The following is a 21,430-nucleotide window of genomic DNA, read 5'->3' as shown; positions in this document are numbered from 1 at the left end:
CCAAGCCTTCGCCGCCGGCAGCCCCGGCGTGGAACACAACACCCAGGCCTTCCTCCAGGCCCTGGAAGCCGGTGGCGGCAAGCCACTGGAAGCCCTCAGCCCGAAAGACGCCCGTGCCGTGCTGGTCGGCGCCCAGGCCTCGGTCAAGGTCGACCTGTCCGGCGTGAGCGTGTCGGAGAAGACCATCCAGGCTGGCGGCCAGTCGATCCCGCTGACCATCGTTCGCCCCGAAGGCGTGAAGGGTGAGCTGCCGGTATTCATGTTCTTCCACGGTGGCGGCTGGGTGCTCGGCGACTACCCGACCCATGCCCGTCTGATCCGCGACCTAGTGGTTAACTCCGGCGCGGTAGCCGTCTACGTCGGCTACACCCCGTCGCCGGAAGCCAAGTACCCGACCGCCATCGACCAGGCCTACGCCGCGACCAAGTGGGTCGGTGAGCATGGCAAGGACATCCAGGTCGACAGCTCGCGTCTGGCCGTGGCCGGCAACAGCGTCGGCGGCAACATGGCCGCAGTCGTTGCACTCAAGGCAAAAGAGGCTGGTGTACCGAAACTGCGCTTCCAGCTGCTGCTGTGGCCGGTGACCGATGCCAACCTGGAAACCGCGTCCTACAACCAGTTCGCCCAGGGCCACTTCCTAACCAAGCCGCTGATGAAGTGGTTCTGGGACAGCTACACCACCGACCCGAAGCAGCGTGCCGAACGCTTCGCCTCGCCACTGCAAGCCACGACCGAGCAGCTGAAAGGCCTGCCACCTACGCTGATCCAGACCGCCGAGTTCGACGTGCTGCGTGACGAGGGCGAGGCCTACGCGCGCAAGCTGGACGCCGCTGGCGTCACCGTCACCGCAGTGCGCTACAACGGCATGATCCACGACTACGGCCTGCTCAACCCGCTGGCCCATGTCCCCGCCGTGCAGGCCGCCATGCGCCAGGCCGGTGGCGAGCTCAAGCAGCACCTCGAATAGGAAGCACGACATGCCAGCGGAAAGCGTCGATGAAGTAGTCACCCTGCTGATCCGCCACCGCGTGCGCAGCGGCCAGCTCGATCCCTACGAGAGCTGGCTGCGGCGCATCGTCCAGGCGGCACAGGGCTACCCCGGACACCTGGGGGTCGACGTGATCCGCGGCAAGGAAGGCGAGCAGGCCCTGTTCACCAGCGTGCTGCGCTTCGCCGGCGCCGAGCGCCTGCAACACTGGCTCGGCTCCGACGAGCGCAAGCGCCTGATCGAGGAGGTCAGCCCGTTGCTGGCCGCCGACGAAGACCTGGCGCTGCACCCGGCCCGCGAGTTCTGGTTCGCCCCGGAACACGCACCGGCCCCACCGCCGCGCTGGAAACAGGCCTGCGTCACCTTCGCCGTGATCCTGCCGCTCAGCCTGCTGGTACCGCTACTGTGGCAACCGCTGTTCGCCGCCCTGCCCTGGCTCGGCGGCCACCTCGCCAGCAATGCGCTGATCACCCTGACCATCGTCCTGCTGGTGGTCTACCTGTTCATGCCCCGAGTCACCCTCTGGCTCGCCCCCTGGCTCAGCAAGCCCTGAATTCGGAGGCTCCCATGCCCAATGATCCAACCAACAACAGCCGACGCCGCTTCCTCGCGGCGTCCTCGGTCCTCGGCGCCGCCGGCGCGCTGTGGCCCGCCCTGCCGATCTTCGGCGCCGACAAAGGAGGCTCCATGCACCCCGACCTGATCCTGTACAACGGCCGCATCCACACCGTGGACCGGGAGAAGCCCAACGCCAGCGCCGTGGCCATCCACCAGGGCCGCTTCGTCGCCGTCGGCAGCGACGCAGAAGTCATGGCCCTGCGCGGCGGCAACAGCCGCGTGATCGACCTGCAGAAGCGCACGGTGATCCCGGGCCTCAACGACTCGCACCTGCACCTGATCCGTGGTGGCCTCAACTACAACCTGGAACTGCGCTGGGAAGGCGTGCCCTCGCTGGCCGATGCCCTGCGCATGCTCAAGGACCAGGCCGACCGTACCCCGACTCCGCAGTGGGTGCGGGTGGTCGGCGGCTGGAACGAATTCCAGTTCGCCGAGAAGCGCCTGCCGACCCTCGACGAGATCAACAAGGCCGCGCCGGACACCCCGGTGTTCCTCCTCCACCTGTACGACCGCGCCCTGCTCAACCGCGCTGCTCTGCGCGTAGTCGGCTACGACAAGAACACGCCCAACCCGCCTGGTGGCGAGATCGTCCGCGATGCCAACGGCGAACCCACCGGCATGCTGATCGCCCGGCCCAACGCGATGATCCTCTACGCCACCCTGGCCAAGGGGCCGAAGCTGCCGCTGGAGTATCAGGTCAACTCCACCCGCCAGTTCATGCGCGAGCTCAACCGCCTGGGAGTGACCAGCGCCATCGACGCCGGCGGCGGCTACCAGAACTACCCGGACGACTACCAGGTGATCGAGCAGCTGGCCAAGGACAAGCAGCTGACCGTGCGCATCGCCTACAACCTGTTCACCCAGAAGCCCAAGGAAGAGCTGGCCGACTTCCAGCACTGGAGCAAGATCGTCAAACCCGGCCAGGGCGACGACTTCCTGCGCCACAACGGCGCCGGCGAGATGCTGGTGTTCTCCGCCGCCGACTTCGAGGACTTCCTCGAACCGCGCCCGGACCTGCCCGGCACCATGGAAGCCGAACTGGAACCGGTGGTGCGCCACCTGGTGGAGCAGCGCTGGCCGTTCCGCCTGCACGCCACCTACGACGAATCCATCTCGCGCATGCTCGACGTGTTCGAGAAGGTCAACCGCGACATCCCGTTCAACGGCCTGCCCTGGTTCTTCGACCACGCCGAAACCATCACGCCGAAGAACATCGAGCGCGTGCGCGCACTGGGCGGCGGCATCGCCATCCAGCACCGCATGGCCTTCCAGGGTGAGTACTTCGTCGACCGCTACGGCGCCAAGGCCGCCGAGGCCACCCCGCCGATCCAGCGCATGCTGGCCGAGGGCGTGCCGGTGGGCGCCGGCACCGATGCCACCCGCGTGGCCAGCTACAACCCCTGGACCTCGCTATACTGGATGGTCAGCGGCAAGACCGTCGGCGGCCTGGAGCTGTATCCCCAGGGCCTGCCGCGTGAGACCGCGCTGCAACTGTTTACCCACGGCAGCGCCTGGTTCTCCAGCGAACAAGGCAAGAAGGGCCAGATCAAGGTCGGCCAGCTGGCGGACCTGACCGCTCTGTCGGCGGACTTCTTCAGCATCGAGGAAGAAGCCATCAAGTGGATCGAGTCGGTGCTGACCGTGGTCGGCGGCGAGGTGGTCTACTCGGCCGCCGAGTTCGACAAGCTCGGCCCGCCGCAACTGCCGGTGCTGCCCGACTGGTCGCCGGTGGCCAAGGTCCCCGGCCACTGGAAACCCGCCGCGCCACTGGTGGCCGCCGTGCACCAGTGCATCGGCAGCTGCGCCGTGCACGCCCACAGCCACGAACGGGCGCGCCAGTCGTCGGTGCCGATCAGCGACTTCCAGGGCTTCTGGGGGGCGTTCGGCTGCTCCTGCTTCGCCTTCTGATGCGCAGCCACCCACGCGCCGGCCACTGAGCCGGCGCGTGGGCTCTATCTCGCGGGTCCCCGGCGTTGGGAAGAATTGCTATTCTGTTCTTCTTCCCTTTCCTGAGCCGATGCGACCGCAGCATGAAGAACGTGGCGATCCTGCTGTTTCCCGAAGTACTGATGTTGGACGTGGCAGGACCTATCGAAGTGTTCTCCCTCGCCAATCGCTACCTGGCTCCCGCCGACCAGTACCGCATCTGCACCATCAGCAGCACCGAGCCCACGGTGCGCGCCTCCAACGGTCTGTGCATGCTGGCCGACCACGTACTGACCGATGCCCCCAGCCAATTCGACCTGCTGCTGATCCCCGGTGGCCCCGGCGCCTATAACGGTGAACACGCAGAACTGCTGCCCTGGCTGCGCGATGCCGTGGCCACCTCACGCCGCTATGGCTCGATCTGCACCGGCGCCTTCCTGCTCGGCGAGGCCGGCCTGCTCGACGGTCGCCAGGTGACCACCCACTGGAACTACACCGAGCGCCTGGCCAAGCGTTTTCCCAATGCCTGCGTCGGCACCGACCAGATCTACATCAGCGATGGCGACCTGATCACCTCGGGCGGCATCACCGCCGGCATCGACATGGCCCTGGCCATCCTCGCCGAGGACCACGGCAAGCAGGTGGCAGTCAGCGTGGCCAAGGTGTTGCTGGTGGCCACCAAGCGCCAGGGCGGGCAGGCCCAGTTCAGCCCAATGCTGGCCGAAGTGGCACGCGAGGAATCGCCGGTCAGCCGCGCCCAGCATTACGCCCTGGAGAATCTGGAAGAGGACCTCAACGTCGAGCGCCTGGCCGGCGTGGCCGGCATGAGTGCGCGAAATTTCACCCGCGTGTTCTCCCGCGAGACCCGTCTCACGCCCATGGAATTCGTGCAGGGCGCGCGCATCGACCGTGCCCGCAACCTGCTGGAGACCAGCGACCTGCCGCTGAAGACCGTGGCCTACCGCGCCGGCTTCCGCAGCGTGCGCTGCATGCGCGTGCGGTTCAATGATCGACTCGGTCTCACCCCCGCGCAGTACCGCCACCAGTTCGGCTGAAGCTGTCCGTTTCCGGCCCCGCGTTGGCGGTTCCGGCCCCCACCCTTCGCTACCCCACTGAGCGCGACGACGCGATGATTTCTCCCATGCTGCGCCAGGCTTCGCCCAGCGCGGCACGATCCTCTGCACCAGGGAGAACGCGCGCATGGGCATCCGCCAGACAGCACCGGAGTTCGGCAGTCCGCAACGCCAGGTAGTGAATATCGACCTGCGCCAACCACAGGGCGAGCGCCTGTCGGCCTGGCAGGAACGCCAGGCCAAGCAGCTGCTCGAAGCCAACCTGAACAGCGGCCTGAGCATCATGGAACTGGCTCGCGAGTGTGGCCTGTCGCGCTGCCATTTCTCCCGCGCCTTCCACGGCAGCACCGGCATGTCGCCACACCAGTGGCTGACCCGGCAGCGCCTGCAGCGTGCCCAGCAATTGCTGCTGGGCACGCGTTCGATTGCCGACATCGCCCAGGACTGCGGCTTCGCCGACCAGGCGCACCTGTCGCGCGTGTTCACCCGCCAGACCGGCATGCCGCCGAGCCTGTGGCGGCTCGAGCGGCTGCGCCGGGCCAGCTGATACTTACTTGCCGATCAGGGTGAAGTAGCTGGTCATCAGGTTGCGGTAGTTGGGGATGTGGTTGGACAGCAGGTTGCCCAGCCCTTCGATGTCGTTGCGCCAGTCGCGGTGCAGCTCGCACGCCACGCTGAACCAGTTCATCAGCTGCACGCCGGCGGCGTTCATGCGCGCCCAGGCAGCCTGCTGCACGGTCTTGTCGAAGGTGCCGGATGCGTCGGTGACGACGAACACGTCGAAGCCCTCGGCAATCGCCGACAGGGCCGGGAAGGCCACGCACACGTCAGTCACCACACCCGCGATGATCAGCTGCTTGCGGCCGGTCTTCTTGATCGCGGCGACGAAGTCCTCGTTGTCCCAGGCGTTGATCTGGCCAGGACGGGCAACGTACGGCGCATCCGGGAACAGTTCCTTGAGTTCCGGCACCAGCGGGCCGTTGGGGCCCTGCTCGAAGCTGGTGGTGAGGATGGTCGGCAGGTTGAAGAACTTGGCCACGGCGCCGAGGGCCAGGACGTTGTTCTTGAAGTCGCTGGGGGTGAAGTCCTGCACCAGGGAAATCAGGCCGGACTGATGGTCGACCAGCAGAACGACGGCGTCGTCCTTGTTCAGGCGCTTGTAGGGAACGGACATGGCTGACACTCCTTGCTTTCGGGTTGAATTCAGTGGCGTGGGGCGGCGAGCAGATGGCGGATGCGCACCGGCTCGCCGGGTTGCTGGTAGCGCCGCGCGGCGGCCTCGATGCGTTGTTCGGCGCGGGTAACGCGGCCGTGGTGGCGCAGGTGCTCGAGCCAGGATTCGTCGAAGAACAGCTCCTGCCACAGGCTGGGGTCCTCGCTGTCCTGCAGCAGCGCCCAGGAGAAGGCGCCGTTGCGCCGGCGCATGCGCCGCACGTCATGCATGGCCAGGCGGAAGGCGGCAGCATCCTCCGCGGCGATGCGGTACTCCACGGTGACCAGCACCGGGCCGCGCTCGCGATCCAGCGCCTCATCCAGGATCGGCGTCGGCCAGTGCAGCGACGGCGCCAGATCGTCGACCTGGGTCGCCGGCAGGCGGAACCACAGGCGCGTCAGCAGCCCCAGCACCAGCAGCGCGCCGCCACCAGCGAAGGCCCAGGCCAGGGAGAAATGGCTGGTCAGTGCGCCCCAGGCGATACCGCCAATAGCGGAGGCGCCGAAGAACACCAGGATGTAGACGGACAGCGCACGCGCTCGTACCCAGGCCGGCACCGAGGTCTGCGCCGCCAGCTGCAGGCTGGACAGCACGGCGATCCACGCCGCGCCGCTGAGCAGCATCAGCGGCGCCAGCCAAGCGAACTCACGCAACCAGGCAAGACCGAACAGCACCGCCGCGTAGGCCAGGCTGGCGGCCAGCACCAGAGCATCACCACCGAAACGCGCGCGCAGGCGCGGTAGCAGCATGGCACCGCCGATAGCGCCGAGGCCGACGCAGCCAAGCAGGATGCCGTAGTCCAGCGCGGTACCGCCCATCTCACGGCGCACCAGTACCGGTAGCAGCGCCATGCCGGCGCTGGCGCCGAGGAAGAACGCCACGGTGCGTACCAGTACCGCCTGTAGCGGCCGCGCGCTGCGGGCATAGCGGGCGCCGGCACGGATCGCGCCGAACAGCCGCTCGGCCGGCAGCACCGTCTCACTCGGCGCGCGCTTCCACAGCAGCAGCGCGCCGATCACCGCGAAGAACGACACGGCGTTCAGGGCGAAGGTCAGCCAGGGCCCGCTCAAGCTGACCAGGATGCCGGCCAGCGCCGGGCCGATGGCCCGCGCGACGTTGACGCCCAGGCTGGAGAGCGCGACCGCCGCCGGCAGCGCATCGCGCTCGACCACCTCGGGTGCAAGCGCCGACCAGGCCGGCATCATCAGCGCCGTGCCGATGCCCATGCCGAAGGTCAGCAGCAGGAGCAGAGTCACGTTCATCTGCCCGCCCAGGGTGAGCAAAGCCAGAGCCAGGGCGATGGCCGCCATCCACAATTGCACCGCCAGCAGATAGCGACGCTTGTCGACAATATCGGCCAGGGCACCCGCCGGCAGCGCCAGCATGAAGATCGGCAATGCGCCTGCCACCTGCACCATGGCCACCGCCAGCGGGCTGGCGGACAGCGAGGTCATCAACCAGCCGGCGCCGACCTCGTGCATCCAGGTGCCGATGTTGGAGGCGATGCTCGCCAGCCACAGCCAGCGAAACACTGTGCTGCGCAGCGGCGCCCAGGCCGACGCGGAGGCATTGTTCAGGGTCTTGTCCATGCGCCTCGCCCGGTGTGCTGGCGCGCGTCGCTGCTGCTCATGACGAACTCTCCAAGGGAATGTCGTCACTATCCGCAACCAGGCGCGTTCGGGCTTGCACCGATGTGCTTCTTTGCGCGTGCGGCTCAGGCTGCGCTGGGCGCCGGGTAGCGCCGGCCAGCCGCTACAGGCAGCACATGAGGCCAAGAAATGCCGCCGGCGGGCACCGATAGTGGCCGCTCATTCCCGCGGAGATTTCTCATGCCCAGCTTCCCACCGAGCCTCGCCCTGCCCGCCTCCCCGCCCTGGGGCCTGCTGCTGTTGCGCGTCGGCGCCGCGTTGCTGCTACTCCTGGTCCATGGCCTGCCCAAGGCGCTGGACTGGTCCGGCGAACTGCAGCGCATCGAGGACCCGTTCGGCCTGGGCGCAGCCCTGACCCTGAGTCTGGCGCTGTTCGCCGAGGTGCTCTGCCCGCTGCTGCTGATCCTCGGCATCTGGGCGCGCCTGGCCTGCCTGCCGGTGATGGCCGTGCTGCTGGTTTCGCTGGCGGTCGTGCACCCGGAATGGAGCCTGGAACAGGGCCAGTTCGCCTGGCTGCTACTGGTGCTGTATGCCGGCCTGGCGCTGAGCGGCCCCGGTCCACTGGTGGTGACTCGCCTGCTGCAGCGCAGCGCCGTGCACCAGGCGAGTTGACCTGGCCAGTCGCCTAGGCGGCGAGAGAAGAAGGGTGATCGGCGCGGGAATGCTTACCGCGCCAACCAATGCCAGGCTTCAGCCGCCGCTCGCCATGTGCTGGCGGATGCGTTCGCGCAACCAGCTCTCGGCCGGGTCGCTGTCGTAGGCGCCGCTCCAGACCATCGACAGCTCAGCGGGCTGCACTTCGAAGGGCGCCTCCTCGGCGCGCAGGCTGCCGTCGTCGGCGAGGGTGCAGGCGGCGTAGTCCGGCACCGTGGCGATCATCTCGGTGCCACGCAACAGCGCGCGCAGGCTGCCGAACTGCGGCACCGCCAGCACCACTCGGCGGCTGCGACCGACACGCGCCAGGTCGGCGTCGATGTTGCCGGACAGGTCGCCGGAGAACGACACCATCACATGAGGGCGCTCGCAGTATTCGTCCAGGGTCAGCGGGCCGGGGCGGTCGTCGCCACGCAGCACGCGCACGCCGATATCGCGCAGCTTGCGGCGCTTGGCGGTGGCCGGCAGGTCGGTGGTGTAGCTGACGCCCACCGATATCTCGCCGGAGGACAGCAGCCCCGGCATCAGCAGGAAGTTGGCGCGACGCACCACCACCACGATGTTCGGCGCCTCCTGCTGCAACGAGTTGAGCAGCGATGGGAACAGGCCGAATTCGGCATCGTCCGACAGCCCCAGGCGGAACACGTTGCAGCTGCTGGCCGGGTCGAAGGCCTTGGCCCGGCTGACCGCGGCGGAGATCACGTCCATCGCCGGACGCACCTCTTCGAAAATGTGCAGCGCCCGCGGCGTCGGCTCCATCTGCCGGCCGTTGCGAATCAGCAGCGGGTCGTCGAACAGGTCACGCAGCCGGCTGAGCGCGGCGCTGACGGTGGACTGGGTGATGAACAGCTTCTCGCCCACGCGGGTCAGGTTGCGCTCGATCATCAGCGCCTCGAACACCACCAGCAGGTTCATGTCGAGGTGACGCAGCTCGTTTCGGTTCATCGACCCTCATCCGGATATGCGGTTACTCCTGCTATTGGAGCACGCAGGCAAGGCACCGACTTGAACATTTGTGCGAATTCTCGCGATGACCAATATAGACTTGAGAAGCCGTTTCGCATCCTCTACGGTGAAACCATCCTGCCGTAAATAAAAAATAAAATTCACTTTGTAATCAAAGAGTAATGACATGATCCAGCTAGGCGAAGCATGGCTCTCGGTCGAGCGTCGGGAGGCCTTTCTACATGGTAGGCCGGTCCGTCTCGGCAGCCGCGCGTTCGCCATCCTGGAAGTGCTGCTTGCCGCGCCCAATCGCCTGGTGACCAAGGACGAGCTGATCACCGCCATCTGGCCCGACAGCGTGGTCGAAGAGAACAACCTGCAGGTGCAGATTTCCACCCTGCGCCGCCTTCTCGAGCTGGACCAGCAGCTGCTGGAAACCGTGCCGCGCCGCGGCTATCGGCTCAATCTCGGAGCCCGCTCCCAGCAGCCGGTTGCTGCCGCTCCCGTCCCGCAACCCGACGCCGACGAGGCCTGGAAGTCCCAGGCCCATGTCCACGTGGTGGACGACGAGCCGGCGGTCTGTGCGGCGCTGGTACGCCTGCTGCGCTCCATGGGCATCGCCGCCAGCGGCCACGACTCGGCGGCCGCGTTCCTCGCCGCCTGCTCCTTCGAACGCCCCGCCTGCCTGCTGCTCGACGTGCGCCTGAGCGACGGCAGCGGCTTCGACCTGCTCGACGAGCTGGCCCGTCGCCAGGCGCCCATGCCCATCGTATTCATGACCGGCTTCGGCACCATCGACATGTCGGTGCGCGCCATGAAGGCCGGCGCGGAAGGCTTCCTGACCAAGCCGGTGGATGAGCAGCAGTTGCTTACCGCCGTGCGCGAGGCGATGCAGCGCGCCCACAGCCGCTACGCCGAGAGCAGCCTGTGCCGCTCGCTGCAGGAGCGCTACCAGGCCCTGACCGAGCGCGAGCGGCAGATCTTCGCGCAGCTGCTGCGCGGGCACCTAAACAAGGAGATCGCCAGCGAGCTGGGCCTGCAGGAAGTGACGGTCAAGGTGCACAAAAAGCACATCATGACAAAACTGCGCACAAAGACACTGGTAGACCTGTTGATGGTAGGACGGGCGCTAGGCATGCTCCCGGAACTCCACGCCGAGCCGGCCTGAGCGATGCTCACCGGCGTCCCGCCCCTCAACTCTCCGCAGGCCGTACATGCAGGTCGTTTGCGTCATCGACGACGAGCTCTCCGTTCGCAAGGGCATCGCCAACCTGTTGCGGTCGGCGGGCTACCAGCCAGTGTGCTTCGAATCGGGGGAGAACTTCCTCGCGTCGCCCTGGCGCGTGCAGGCCGCCTGCGTGCTGCTCGACCTGCAGATGCTCGGACTGCAGGGGCCTGAGGTGCTGCGCGCACTGAATGGTGAGCGGCCGGTGATCAGCATGTCGGCCCATGCCAACGAACAGCAGGTCGCCGAGACGCTGGCCCTCGGCGCAATCCATTTCCTGGCCAAGCCCTTTACCGCCGAACAGCTGCTGCAAGCCATCGCCCTCAGCCTGGCAGAGCAGCCATGAACGCCCCGTCACCACTACTGGCAGGCAACCCGAGCTTCGACGAAGCCTGGCTCGAGATCGTCGAGTGGCGCGGCCTCGACCGTGCCGGCGAGCTGAGCCGCTGGCGCGTGCGCGACGCCCGTGCCGGCCGCCAGTGGCTGGTGGTCCGCGCCAGCCCGCGCGCCTCGCTGTGGGAACTGGCGCGCCTGGACCGCGAATACGCCCTCGGCCCCGGCCTCGCGCAGCCCTGGGCAGTGCCGCCCCTGGCGCGCCTGAGCACGGCCGAGGGGCCGTTGCTGGTACTCGACGAGGACGGCGGCCGCCCGCTCTCCGCCGTGGCCGCCATACCGCTTTCGGTAGAGCGCTTCCTGCAGCTGGCCATAGGCGCCAGCTCGGCGCTGGCGCAGATGCACCGGCACGGCATGCTGCACCGCGATATCCGCCCGGACAACCTGATCCTCGGCCGCGACGGCGTGGTACGCCTGACCGGCTTCGCCTTCACCGCCCGCGCCGATGGCTGCAGCGAGGGCACGCCACCGCTGCCCGATGCCAGCCTGGCCTACCTGCCGCCCGAACAGAGCGTGTCGCCGCGCGGCGATCTCTATGCCCTGGGTGTCAGCTTCTTCGAATTGCTCAGCGGCCGGCTGCCGTTCAGCGCTACCGACCCGGTGCGCTGGCTGCACCAGCACGTGGCCGTGCCGGCGCCCACCCTGAGCCAGCATCGCCCTGGCCTGCCGCCCGCCCTCGACGACCTGCTCGCCTGGCTGATGGCCAAGCAGCCAGGCCAGCGCCCCGACTCGGCCCAGCAACTGGAGGTCGAGCTGCGCCGCTGCCTGGACGAGTGGCGCGAGAACGGCAGCATCAGCCGCGTATCGCCCACAACGCCCGGCAACCGCGCCACCGATCTGGTCGGACGCACCGCGGAACTGGAAACCCTGCGCAGCGCCGTCGCCCGCCTGCGTCAGGGCCTGGGCGGCGCCGTACTGATCAGCGGCGAGGCAGGCATCGGCAAGACCTCGCTGGTGCGCCAGCTACGCCGTGAGCAGGACGCCGAGATGCTGCTGTTCGCCAACGGCAAGTGCGAGCTGTCGCGTCACCGCCTGCCCTATGCCGCCCTCTCCGCCGCCCTGTCCTCGCTGTTCGCCCGCCTGGCCGGCGAAACGCCGGATCAGGTGAGCCACTGGCGCCAGTTGCTGCGCGAGGCCGTCGGCCACAACGGCGACCTGCTGGCACGCCTGATTCCGGAGCTGGAGTGGCTGACCGGCGCGCTGCCCAGCAACCCCAACCCGCCACCGGTGAGCGAGGCCCGCCGCCACCTGCACGGCATGCTGCAGCGCCTGCTGGCGGTGCTGGCTGGGCAGGAACGGCCGCTGCTGCTGTTCCTCGACGACGTGCAGTGGCTCGACGAAGAAAGCGCCACCTTCCTCGTCGAGCTGCCGCCCTCCAGCTTCGATCATCTGCTGCTGATAGCCGCCTACCGCCCCGAGGACTCCCAGGCGCCCGGCAGCCTGACGGCGCTGCTCGAACAGTGCCGCAGCCTCGGCGCGCGCACTCGGGAAATCGCCCTGCAACCGCTGAGCCCGAGCGAAATCGGCGCCCTGTTGCAGGCGGAGCCGGACCTGCGGGACGACGAGCAGGCGCTGCTGGCCGAGCATCTGCAGCAACGCGGCAACGGTAACCCGCTGTACCTCACGCAACTCAGCGCCCTGCTGCGCGAGACCGCCAGTGGCGAGCGCGACAGCCAGTCGCTATCACTGCTGGACGACGTCACGACGCTGCTGCAGATGCGCCTGCAACGCCTGCCGCAGCGCACCCGCGAGGTGCTCGGCGCACTGGCGATACTCGGCAACCAGACGCCGCTGCCCAGCCTGGCGGCGGTCCATGCCTGCTCTCCACAACAGCTGCTGCAGCTGCTGCGCCCGGCGTTCAAGGCCGGCCTGGTGGTGGAGAACCACGAGGGCCTGAGCTTCAGCCACGACATCGTCTGGGAGTCGGCCAGGGCGGCAATCCCCGCGGCCGAGCATGGAACCATGGGCGTGGAATTCGCCAGCGCCCTTCTCGCTCTGCTGCCAGAGGAAGACGCAGAGGCGGAAGCCGTGTTCCGCGTCGCCACGCAGATGCTGCGCATCGGCGATGCGCCGCTGCAGCCCGAACAGCGCCAGGCCTTCATCGCGCTGCTGATGCGCGCCGCGCGCCTGGCCATGGCTGCCGCCGCAGCCGCCACCGCGCTCGACTATCTGCAGCATGCCCAGCACCTGCTGGCCGCGCAGAGCGGAGCCGATCCGGAGCTGGCCCGCGAACTGGCCCTGCTGATCGGCCAGGGGCTGATCCTCAACGCTGACTATGTCATGGCCGACCAGCATGCCAGCGCGCTGCTGGAGTGCACCGAGGCGCCGCTGCAACGCGCCGAGCTGTACCGCTTCAAATGCGAGATTCGCTCGCTGCGCGGCGACTATGCCGGCGCCGTCGCCACCGCCATTGCCGGCCTGAGCGAATTGGGCGTGAGCCTGCCGCTGGAAGCCGGCCAGGGCCATGCCGAACAGGCCTGGCTGGCCCTGCAGATCGCGCTCCACGGTCGCGCGCCGGAGGTCTTCGCCGAGCTGCCCGAGATCGCCAATCCGGATATCCAAGCGGTGATCGAACTGCTCTCCGCAGTGGTCATACCGGGCTCGTTCATCGCCCCCGACCTGATGCTGCTGAGCAGCTGCCGCATCGCCAGCCTGACCCTGCACCACGGCATGTGCACGGCCGCCGTACACGCACTGGCCTGGCTCGGCGTGGCCGCCGCCCACCACCTGGACCAGTACCAGCTCGGCTACCAGTACGCCGCCACGGCGCGGCGCCTGACCGAGCAACCGCGCCACACCGCCAGCCGGGTAGCAGTGCTGGTGGCGCTGGATCAGGTCAGCGTCTGGACCCGCCCGCTGCCCTTCGCCCTGGAGTGCGCCGAGTCGGCCTTCCGCGCCAGCCTGGCACAGGGTTCGCCGAGTTTCGCCTGCTACGCCAACAACCACATCGTTTCCGACCTGCTGGTGCTCGGCGCGCCCATCGAACGCATGCTGCGGCAGATCGACGCCGGCCTGGTGCTGGCCAGGAACCTGGAGTTCATCGACGCCCAGAGCATCCTCCACGCCCAGGCCCGCTACATTCGCCGCCTGGCTGGTGACAGCCCCGGCAGCATCCCGATCCCGCCCTTCGAGGAGCTGGCCGAGCGGGTGGCTCGTAGCAGCATGGGGCCGCTGCACTTCTGGTGGCAGCTGTTCGAGGGCCTGCTGCATTTCCTGGAGGGCGATTTCGAAGGCGCCGCCGCCCATCTCGATCAGGCCTGGACGCTGACCTGGGCGGTACCGGCGCATATCCACCTGATCGACCTGGCGCTGTTCAGCGTGCTCAACCGCGCCGCCCTGCAGACGGCCAGCGGCCGGCCGCAGGAATTCGACCTGCCGATGCAGCACCTGCGCCTGTGGGCCGAGCTCAACCCGCGCTACTTCTCCGACCGTCTGGCCCTGGCCGAGGCCGAGCTGCTGCGCCTGCAGGGCCGCAACCTGGAAGCGCTGCAGGGCTACGAGGAGGCCGTCGCCAAGGCCGAGCAATGCGGTGCCATCCACCTCAAAGGGCTGTCCCACGAGATGGCTGCGCGCGGCTACCAGAGCCTCGGCCTGCAGGTCGGCGCGCAGACCCACCTGCGCCAGGCCCGTGACGCCTGGCGCAGGTGGGGCGCGAAGACCCTGGCCCAGCAGCTGGAAACCGAGCACGCCTTCCTGCGCGAGCAACCGGCGCCGCGGGCCGGCACCCAGGCCCTGCAGGGCAACCAGCAGCTCGACCTGCTGTCGATCACCCGCGCCTGCCAGGCGCTGTCACGCGAAATCGAGCCGGACGCGCTGATCGAAACGCTGCTGGCCAACGCCGCCATGCACGCTGGCGCCACCTACACCGCCCTGCTGCTCAACGACGAAGGCGGCCTGCAGGTAGCCGCCACCGGCCTGGCCGGCAGCCGCGGCATCGACGTACGCCTGCGACCGCCTCCGAGCGCCGTCGCGGCTGCGCCGCTGAGCCTGGTCCGCCACGCCATGCGTCAGCGCGAACCTCTGCTGCTGAGCGGCACCGATGCCTATCGCCGCTTCGGCGAGGATGCCTACCTGGCGCGAGTCGAGAACGGCTCCCTGCTGTGCGTGCCGTTGCTCAAGCAGAACGAGGCGATAGGCGCGCTGTACCTGGAGAACTGCCTGACCCAGGGCGCCTTCGAGCCGGCGCGGGTCGACGTGCTGGAGCTGCTCGCCGCGCAGGCGGCGATTTCCCTGAGCACCGCCCGCCTGTATGGCGACCTGCTGGCGGAGAACCAGCGCCGGCGCGACAGCGAGGGCACCCTGCAGCGCACCCAGGCGCTACTCGCCATCGGCCAGGCGGTGAGCCACTACGGCACCTTCCTCTGGCGCCACCAGAGCGAGCGCTCGTTCTGGTCGCCGCAGCTGGTCGCCGAGCTGGGCCTGCCGGTGCCGGCGGACGATGAGCACCTGCGCGATGCGGCCATCCTGGTACATGCCGATGACCGGCCGCGCTTCGTGCGCACCCTGGACGAAGCGCTGCGCTACCAGCAGGCGTTCCGCCTGGAGTTCCGCACCGTAGCGCTGGACGGCACTTCCCGGCACCTCGAACTGGCGGGCGAGCCGGACGGCAGCGACACCTTCATCGGCGTGGTCTGCGACATCAGCCAGCGGCGCCAGGCGGAAGTCGCCCTGCGCGCCGCGCGTGCCGAGCTGGACCGCACCTCCCAGGCCACTATGCTCGGCGAGCTGGCTGCCTCCATCGCCCACGAGATCAACCAGCCGCTGGCCTCGATCCTGTCCAACGCCGGCGCCAGCCTGCGCTGGCTGGATCGCCCGCAGCCGTCCCTGGAAGACGCCCTGGAAGGCCTGCGCGACATCCTCGACGAGAGCCAGCGCGCCGCCGACATCGTCCGCGCCATGCGCACCCTGGCAAGGCGCAAGCCACTGGCGCGCAAGGCGCTGGACCTGGAGCCGGTGATCCGCCAGGTGCTGGAGATCACCCGCGCCGACCTGGAGGACAAGCACGTCGGCGTGACCCTGCAACTGGCGCCGGCGCTCCCGGTACTCGGCGACACCATCCAGCTGCAGCAGGTACTGCGCAACCTGATCAGCAACGCCGTGGAGGCCATGCTGGCGCTGCCGCCCAGCACCCGGCACCTGAGCATTCAGGCCCGGCTGATCGGCCAGGAAGTGCTGGTCACGGTCGAGGACAGCGGCCCAGGCGTGCCGGCGGAGAAACTCGGCAAGGTGTTCCAGGCCTTCTTCAGTACCAAGGCCACCGGCATGGGCATGGGCCTGGCCATCTGTGCCTCGATCATCTCCGCCCACAGCGGCGTGCTCGGCGCCACCCGCGGGCGCCACGACGAGAACCTGTTCTTCTTCACCCTGCCCGGCCACTCCGGCGGCTGAAAGGTTTCAGAACTTTTCAGGAGCGGCAAAGGACTCGCAGGCGGCCAGCGGCGCACTCTCTTCGCCACTGGAGAAGGAGGAACGCCATGCACGCTCTAGCCATTCCGGCTGCGGCCACCCTGGACACTCAGACCTACAACCTGATCGTCAGCCTGCAGGCCGCGCTGGAAGGCAGCGAACCACGCGAGCGCGACACCGTCTCCGAGGTCGGCCGGCAACTCTGCAGGCATCTGCTGGAACGCTACCAGCAACCGCAGGAGACCAGCCCCGAGCGCCTGTCGCTGGCGCCCTGGCAGGAGCGCAAGGCCAAGGAGATGCTCGCCCGCAGCCTCACGGCACGCCTGTTCATCGCCGACGTCGCCGAGCAGTGCGCCATGTCGCGCAGCCACTTCTCCCGCGCCTTCAAGAAGACCACCGGCATGTCGCCGCAGGAATGGTCGCTGGACCTGCGCGTGCGTCGGGCCAAGGAACTGCTGCGTGACCTGGCCATGCCCATCTCGGTGATCAGCCTGGAGTGCGGCTTCGCCGACCAGTCACACTTCAGCCGCATGTTCGGCAAGCTGGTCGGCACCACGCCCAAGCGCTGGCGCCAGCTCAATACCCGGCTGGCCGAGTCGGCCTGATTATCCCTAGGGATATGTCCCCAGGGGTAACGACCTAGAGCGGTGCGATGAACAGCAGGGTCTTGAGCCCGGCATCCGCATCGATATCGTCAAACTCCGGCGGATTGGCCAGGCGCTCGACGAAACGCAGGCTCGGCGCCTCGCGGGCCATCTCATCGAGCAGGAACGTCGGGGCGATGGATGGATCATTACAACAGGCCAGCACCTTGCCACCCGGCACCAGCAACTCGGGCAGGCGGCGGAGGATCTTGGCGTAGTCGCGCGTCAGCACGAAGCTGCCCTTCTGGAAGCTCGGCGGGTCGACGATGATCAGATCGTACGGCCCCTCGCGGCGCAGCTTGCCCCAGGAATTGAACAGGTCGTGGCCGAGAAAGCTCACCCGCGCCAGGTCATGGTCGTTCAGCCGGTGATTGTCGCGGCCACGGCTCAGGGCCGGGCGCGACATGTCCAGGTTGACCACCCGCTCGGCGCCGCCGGCGATGGCCGCGACGGAGAAACCGCAGGTGTAGGCGAACAGGTTGAGCACCCGCTGCCCTGCCGCCTGCCCGCGCACCCACTGGCGGCCCAGGCGCATGTCGAGGAACAGGCCGTTGTTCTGCTTGCGGCCGAAATCGAGCCGGTAGCGCAGGCCATCCTCCACGATGTCGCCGCCGTCGATGGGCTCGCCCAGCAGATACTCGGTGGAGCTGTCCGGCAGGTAGCGATGTTGCAGCAACAGGTGGCCGGCGCCACTGCTCGCCCAGACGGGTGACTCGGCCAGGGCCAGCAGCATCTGTCTGAGCTCGGCCAGCTCGCTCGCCCCAGGCTCGCGGAACAGCGAGACCAGCAGCACGCCCTGTAACCAGTCAGCGGTAACGTGCTCCAGACCCGGCCACTGCCGGCCGCGCCCATGGAACAGGCGGCGCGCCTCAGGCGGTAGATCGGCGAAGGCGGCGAGCAGTTGCTGCTGCAGGGTGGCGATGGCGGCGCTATTCATGGCGGGCAGAGATAAAAGAAAGGGACGGCATTCTAGGCCATAACACCATGGCTGCGACGCCACGCCCGACGCGAGCCCAGCGGCTAGCTGATAATCTCAGATGATTTGAAGGGAGATTTCCATGCCTAATGACGGCAGCCTGCTGCAGGGCGCAGTCGTATTCCTCTGCGCCGCCGTACTGGCAGTACCCCTGGCCAAGCGCCTGCAGCTGGGCGCCGTGCTCGGCTACCTGCTGGCGGGCGTGCTGATCGGCCCGTCGGTGCTCGGCCTGATCGGCAACCCCGAGAGCGTCAGCCACTTCTCCGAACTGGGCGTGGTCCTGCTGCTGTTCATCATCGGCCTGGAGCTGTCGCCCAAGCGCCTGTGGGTGATGCGCCAGGCGGTGTTCGGCGTGGGCCTGGCCCAGGTGCTGCTGACCGCCTTGGTGATCGGTACGGTGGCGCTGTTCGGCTTCCACCAGCCGCTGCCGGTGGCCATGGTGCTGGGCCTGGGCCTGGCGCTCTCCTCCACCGCCTTCGGCCTGCAGCTGCTGGCCGAACGCAAGGAACTGACCAGCCCGCACGGGCGCATGGCCTTCGCCATCCTGCTGTTCCAGGACATCGCCGCCATCCCGCTGATCGCCCTGGTGCCGATGCTCGGCGACGCCAGCCCGCATCCACTGCCGGGCAACGAGCTGCAGAGCCTGCTGGAGGTATTCGGCAGCATCGCCCTGGTGGTGCTCGGCGGACGCTATCTGCTGCGTCCGGTATTCCGCATCGTGTCCAGGAGTGGCAGCCACGAGGTCTCCACCGCCACTGCCCTGCTGGTGGTGATCGGCACCGCCTGGCTGATGGAACTGGCCGGCATCTCCATGGCCCTGGGCGCCTTCCTCGCCGGCATGCTGCTGGCCGACTCGGAATACCGCCACGAGCTGGAGTCGCAGATCGAGCCGTTCAAGGGCCTGCTGCTCGGGCTGTTCTTCATCAGCGTCGGCATGGCCGCCAACCTCCAGCTGCTGTGGCAGGAACCCTTGCTGGTGCTGGGCCTGACCCTGCTGCTGATCGGCCTCAAACTACCGGTGCTGCTGGCGGTCGGGCGCCTCGCCGGCGGCCTGTCGCGCAGCAGTGCGGTGCGCCTGGCGGTGTTGCTGGCGGCCGGCGGCGAGTTCGCCTTCGTGGTGTTCCGCATGGCGCGCAACGAGCAGCTGCTCGACGCGCATGTCCATGACCTGCTGGTGATCTCCATCACCCTGTCGATGGCCCTCACCCCGCTGCTGGTGATGCTCGCCGCCCACTGGTTCAAGAGTGCGCCGAGTGCACCGCGCGAGGTGCCGCCGGAGTTGGAGACGGTGGACAGCGATACCCCGCGCGTAGTGCTGGCCGGCATGGGCCGCATGGGCCAGGTGGTGGCCCGGGTACTGCGCGCCCAGCACGTGCCCTTCGTCGCCCTCGACAACTCGGTGGACGCGGTGGAGATGTCCCGCAGCCTGGGGCAGATGCCGATCTTCTACGGCAACCCGCTGCGCCCGGAGATCCTGCGCGCCGCCCAGGTAGACAAGGCCGAGTGGTTCATCGTCGCCACCGACGACCCGGAGACCAACATCAAGACCGCCGAACTGGTGCGCAAGCTCTACCCCCACGTGAAGGTCATCGCCCGTGCGCGCAACCGCCAGCACGTACACAAGCTGTGGGACCTCAACGCCATGGCCGTGCGCGAGACCTTCCACTCCAGCCTGGAGATGAGCCGCCAGGTACTGCGCGGCCTGGGCCTGAGCGAGGAACAGGCCGCCGCGCGCCTGCGCCGCTTCCAGCGCCACGACGAAGAGGTGCTGGAGGCGCAGCACAAGGTCTACGACAACCAGGCCGCCGTGCAGCAAACCGCTCGCCAGGCGCGCCTGGAGCTGGAGACCCTGTTCAACAGCGACGACGACCAGCGCGCCAACTGAGGCGCGCGACCTTTTCCGCAGGCATAAAAAAGGCCCACTGTCCGCAGACGTGGGCCAAAAAGCACTATCGGGTCGTAGGTGAACCCCGCAGGCAACCGATGAGGTGGCTACCGGGGGGAAACACGCGGCCGGACGACCAGCCGACCGCGGGTGGGTACTGCTTAGCGGACGTGAGCGTCCTGGTATTCCTTCTCGGCTTCGTCGAAGCGCTGCAGCATGCTGGCGGACGGAGCGTTGCCGATGCGGCTGAAGACCAGGATGGCGATGGTGCCCAGGATGAAGCCCGGGATGATTTCGTACAGACCCATGCCGATCCAGTTCTTCCAGATGATCACGGTAGCTGCACCGACCACCATGCCGGCCAGGGCGCCGTTACGGGTCATGCCTTTCCACATCAGGGACAGGATCACTACCGGACCGAAGGCAGCGCCGAAGCCAGCCCAGGCGTAGGACACCAGGCCCAGAACCTTGCTCTCCGGGTTCTGCGCGATGAGGATGGCGATCACCGAGATCAGCAGCACCATGAAGCGACCGACCCATACCAGCTCCTTCTGCGAAGCGCTCTTACGCAGGAAGGCCTTGTAGAAGTCTTCGGTCAGGGCACTGGAGCAGACCAGCAGCTGGCAGCTCAGGGTACTCATCACCGCCGCCAGGATGGCGGACAGAACCACACCGGCAACCCACGGGTTGAACAGGATCTTGGTCAGTTCGATGAACACGCGCTCGCCGTTCTCATGAACAGGGCCAGCCAGGTCCGGGTTGTTGTTGAAGTAGGCGATACCGAAGAAGCCCACGGCCACGGCGCCGCCGAGGCAGAGGATCATCCAGGCCATGCCGATGCGACGGGCAGCCGGGATCGACTTGACCGAGTCGGCAGCCATGAAGCGCACCAGGATGTGCGGCTGGCCGAAGTAGCCCAGGCCCCAGCCCAGCAGCGAGATGATCGCGATGAAGGACAGGTTGCGGAACATGTCGAAGTTCGCCGGGTTGGCTTGCTCGATGGTGGCCATGGCCGCATCGAAGTCGCCCAGGGCGAGAACCACGAACACCGGGGTGATCAGCAGGGCGAAGATCATCATGGTGGCCTGCACGGTGTCAGTCCAGCTCACGGCCAGGAAGCCACCGACGAACACGTAGGCGATGGTCGCCGCGGCGCCGACCCACAGGGCGGTGTCATAGGACAGACCGAAGGTGCTCTCGAACAGGCGGGCACCGGCCACCACGCCCGAGGCGCAGTAGATGGTGAAGAACACCAGGATCACCAGCGCCGAGAAGACACGCAGGACCTTGCTGTTGTCTTCGAAGCGGTTGGTGAAGAAGTCTGGCAGGGTCAGAGCGTTGCCGTTGTGCTCGGTCTGTACGCGCAGACGGCCAGCAACCAGCAGCCAGTTGAGCCAGGCGCCGATGATCAGGCCGATGGCGATCCAGCTTTCGGAAATGCCGGCGATGAAGATGGCGCCCGGCAGACCCATCAGCAGCCAGCCGCTCATGTCGGAGGCACCGGCGGACAGGGCGGTCACGAAACTACCGAGGCTGCGGCCGCCGAGGATGTAGTCGGAGAAATTCTTAGTAGCCAGGTAGGCAGCAAAGCCGATGGCGACCATCGCGGCGATGTACACCACGAAGGTGATCAGCATGGGGGTGCTAGCTGTCATGGGGGGATACCCTCTCGCTTGTTTTTATGCGCCGCGACGGGTCGTTCGCGGCAGGGTTGGCAAACGCGTCCGCTCGTGGCGGACATCCGGGCGCCCTGGTGGTTTGACCAGGGCACCATAAAGTGGACGCCCGCTGCCGGCGCCACATCACCGTTTCCCTCCCGGAAACGCCAACAGGGC

The 21,430-nt window shown here is 67.8% G+C and carries 16 protein-coding genes; 11 read left to right on the top strand and 5 right to left on the bottom strand.

The window, feature by feature from the left end; all coding sequences use genetic code 11:
- The 5 genes from PTT45_RS08135 to PTT45_RS08115 all read left to right on the top strand — a co-directional run.
- Positions 1–967 (top strand): alpha/beta hydrolase (locus PTT45_RS08135; RefSeq protein ID WP_273812586.1); only part of this gene is annotated, 967 nt, incomplete at its 5' end.
- A gap of 10 nt (positions 968–977) precedes the next feature.
- On the top strand, positions 978–1,541 hold the full coding sequence (locus PTT45_RS08130) for an antibiotic biosynthesis monooxygenase (protein WP_273812584.1): 564 nt from the start codon (positions 978–980) through the stop codon (positions 1,539–1,541).
- Positions 1,542–1,675: 134 nt separating this feature from the next.
- Positions 1,676–3,514 (top strand): amidohydrolase, encoded by a 1,839-nt coding sequence (locus tag PTT45_RS08125; RefSeq protein ID WP_273812805.1) that lies wholly within the window; start codon positions 1,676–1,678, stop codon positions 3,512–3,514.
- Positions 3,515–3,636: 122 nt separating this feature from the next.
- Positions 3,637–4,587 (top strand): GlxA family transcriptional regulator, encoded by a 951-nt coding sequence (locus PTT45_RS08120; protein WP_273812583.1) that lies wholly within the window; start codon positions 3,637–3,639, stop codon positions 4,585–4,587.
- Positions 4,588–4,732: 145 nt separating this feature from the next.
- A complete protein-coding gene (locus tag PTT45_RS08115; protein WP_273812582.1) occupies positions 4,733–5,152 on the top strand; it encodes a helix-turn-helix domain-containing protein in 420 nt (139 codons plus the stop codon).
- 3 nt (positions 5,153–5,155) lie between these two features.
- Here the strand turns inward: PTT45_RS08115 and ycaC are convergent, their stop codons facing one another.
- Positions 5,156–5,779: an isochorismate family cysteine hydrolase YcaC gene (gene ycaC, locus PTT45_RS08110; RefSeq protein WP_043310293.1), complete on the bottom strand. Its 624-nt coding sequence runs from the start codon at positions 5,777–5,779 to the stop codon at positions 5,156–5,158.
- 29 nt (positions 5,780–5,808) lie between these two features.
- Positions 5,809–7,407, bottom strand: coding sequence for an MFS transporter (locus PTT45_RS08105; protein ID WP_443218161.1), 1,599 nt, complete (start codon positions 7,405–7,407; stop codon positions 5,809–5,811).
- A 240-nt stretch (positions 7,408–7,647) separates the two neighbouring features.
- Between PTT45_RS08105 and PTT45_RS08100 the strand changes: the two genes are divergently transcribed.
- Positions 7,648–8,079: a DoxX family protein gene (locus tag PTT45_RS08100; protein ID WP_273812579.1), complete on the top strand. Its 432-nt coding sequence runs from the start codon at positions 7,648–7,650 to the stop codon at positions 8,077–8,079.
- 78 nt (positions 8,080–8,157) lie between these two features.
- Here PTT45_RS08100 and PTT45_RS08095 read toward each other — a convergent pair whose 3' ends face one another.
- Positions 8,158–9,066 carry a LysR family transcriptional regulator gene (locus PTT45_RS08095; protein WP_273812578.1) on the bottom strand — a complete coding sequence of 303 codons (909 nt, stop codon included), beginning with the start codon at positions 9,064–9,066 and terminating at the stop codon, positions 8,158–8,160.
- 187 nt (positions 9,067–9,253) lie between these two features.
- Between PTT45_RS08095 and PTT45_RS08090 the strand changes: the two genes are divergently transcribed.
- From PTT45_RS08090 to PTT45_RS08075, 4 genes are all read left to right on the top strand, one after another.
- Positions 9,254–10,234: a response regulator gene (locus tag PTT45_RS08090; protein WP_273812576.1), complete on the top strand. Its 981-nt coding sequence runs from the start codon at positions 9,254–9,256 to the stop codon at positions 10,232–10,234.
- A gap of 46 nt (positions 10,235–10,280) precedes the next feature.
- Positions 10,281–10,637, top strand: coding sequence for a response regulator (locus PTT45_RS08085; RefSeq protein WP_273812574.1), 357 nt, complete (start codon positions 10,281–10,283; stop codon positions 10,635–10,637).
- Positions 10,634–16,072 (top strand): trifunctional serine/threonine-protein kinase/ATP-binding protein/sensor histidine kinase, encoded by a 5,439-nt coding sequence (locus PTT45_RS08080; protein WP_273812573.1) that lies wholly within the window; start codon positions 10,634–10,636, stop codon positions 16,070–16,072. Before PTT45_RS08085 ends, PTT45_RS08080 begins: the two co-directional genes overlap by 4 nt.
- A gap of 86 nt (positions 16,073–16,158) precedes the next feature.
- Positions 16,159–16,695 (top strand): helix-turn-helix domain-containing protein, encoded by a 537-nt coding sequence (locus PTT45_RS08075; RefSeq protein ID WP_273812571.1) that lies wholly within the window; start codon positions 16,159–16,161, stop codon positions 16,693–16,695.
- 34 nt (positions 16,696–16,729) lie between these two features.
- On the opposite strand, the gene PTT45_RS08070 is transcribed toward PTT45_RS08075, so the two are convergent.
- Entirely contained in the window at positions 16,730–17,671 is a 942-nt protein-coding gene (locus PTT45_RS08070; protein ID WP_273812569.1) for a class I SAM-dependent methyltransferase, read from the bottom strand.
- A gap of 121 nt (positions 17,672–17,792) precedes the next feature.
- Here PTT45_RS08070 and PTT45_RS08065 point away from each other — a divergent pair, with 121 nt between their 5' ends.
- Positions 17,793–19,595, top strand: a complete 1,803-nt coding sequence (locus tag PTT45_RS08065) for a monovalent cation:proton antiporter-2 (CPA2) family protein (protein WP_273812568.1) — start codon at positions 17,793–17,795, stop codon at positions 19,593–19,595.
- 161 nt (positions 19,596–19,756) lie between these two features.
- Here PTT45_RS08065 and putP read toward each other — a convergent pair whose 3' ends face one another.
- A complete protein-coding gene (gene putP / locus PTT45_RS08060) occupies positions 19,757–21,250 on the bottom strand; it encodes a sodium/proline symporter PutP (RefSeq protein ID WP_273812567.1) in 1,494 nt (497 codons plus the stop codon).
- Positions 21,251–21,430: the final 180 nt, after the last annotated feature.

The sequence above is a fragment of the Pseudomonas sp. Gutcm_11s genome (genome assembly GCF_028649395.1).
GTDB lineage: Bacteria > Pseudomonadota > Gammaproteobacteria > Pseudomonadales > Pseudomonadaceae > Aquipseudomonas.
The sequence above is the reverse complement of the archived record's forward strand: the minus strand, read 5'-3'. Positions and strand labels throughout refer to the sequence as shown.

Coding starts and splice junctions, on each gene's coding strand:
- PTT45_RS08130 (WP_273812584.1), top strand. CDS start 978: ATGCCAGCGGAAAGCGTCGATGAAGTAGTCACCCTGCTGATCCGCCAC.
- PTT45_RS08125 (WP_273812805.1), top strand. CDS start 1,676: ATGCACCCCGACCTGATCCTGTACAACGGCCGCATCCACACCGTGGAC.
- PTT45_RS08120 (WP_273812583.1), top strand. CDS start 3,637: ATGAAGAACGTGGCGATCCTGCTGTTTCCCGAAGTACTGATGTTGGAC.
- PTT45_RS08115 (WP_273812582.1), top strand. CDS start 4,733: ATGGGCATCCGCCAGACAGCACCGGAGTTCGGCAGTCCGCAACGCCAG.
- ycaC (WP_043310293.1), bottom strand. CDS start 5,779: ATGTCCGTTCCCTACAAGCGCCTGAACAAGGACGACGCCGTCGTTCTG.
- PTT45_RS08105 (WP_443218161.1), bottom strand. CDS start 7,407: ATGGACAAGACCCTGAACAATGCCTCCGCGTCGGCCTGGGCGCCGCTG.
- PTT45_RS08100 (WP_273812579.1), top strand. CDS start 7,648: ATGCCCAGCTTCCCACCGAGCCTCGCCCTGCCCGCCTCCCCGCCCTGG.
- PTT45_RS08095 (WP_273812578.1), bottom strand. CDS start 9,066: ATGAACCGAAACGAGCTGCGTCACCTCGACATGAACCTGCTGGTGGTG.
- PTT45_RS08090 (WP_273812576.1), top strand. CDS start 9,254: ATGATCCAGCTAGGCGAAGCATGGCTCTCGGTCGAGCGTCGGGAGGCC.
- PTT45_RS08085 (WP_273812574.1), top strand. CDS start 10,281: ATGCAGGTCGTTTGCGTCATCGACGACGAGCTCTCCGTTCGCAAGGGC.
- PTT45_RS08080 (WP_273812573.1), top strand. CDS start 10,634: ATGAACGCCCCGTCACCACTACTGGCAGGCAACCCGAGCTTCGACGAA.
- PTT45_RS08075 (WP_273812571.1), top strand. CDS start 16,159: ATGCACGCTCTAGCCATTCCGGCTGCGGCCACCCTGGACACTCAGACC.
- PTT45_RS08070 (WP_273812569.1), bottom strand. CDS start 17,671: ATGAATAGCGCCGCCATCGCCACCCTGCAGCAGCAACTGCTCGCCGCC.
- PTT45_RS08065 (WP_273812568.1), top strand. CDS start 17,793: ATGCCTAATGACGGCAGCCTGCTGCAGGGCGCAGTCGTATTCCTCTGC.
- putP (WP_273812567.1), bottom strand. CDS start 21,250: ATGACAGCTAGCACCCCCATGCTGATCACCTTCGTGGTGTACATCGCC.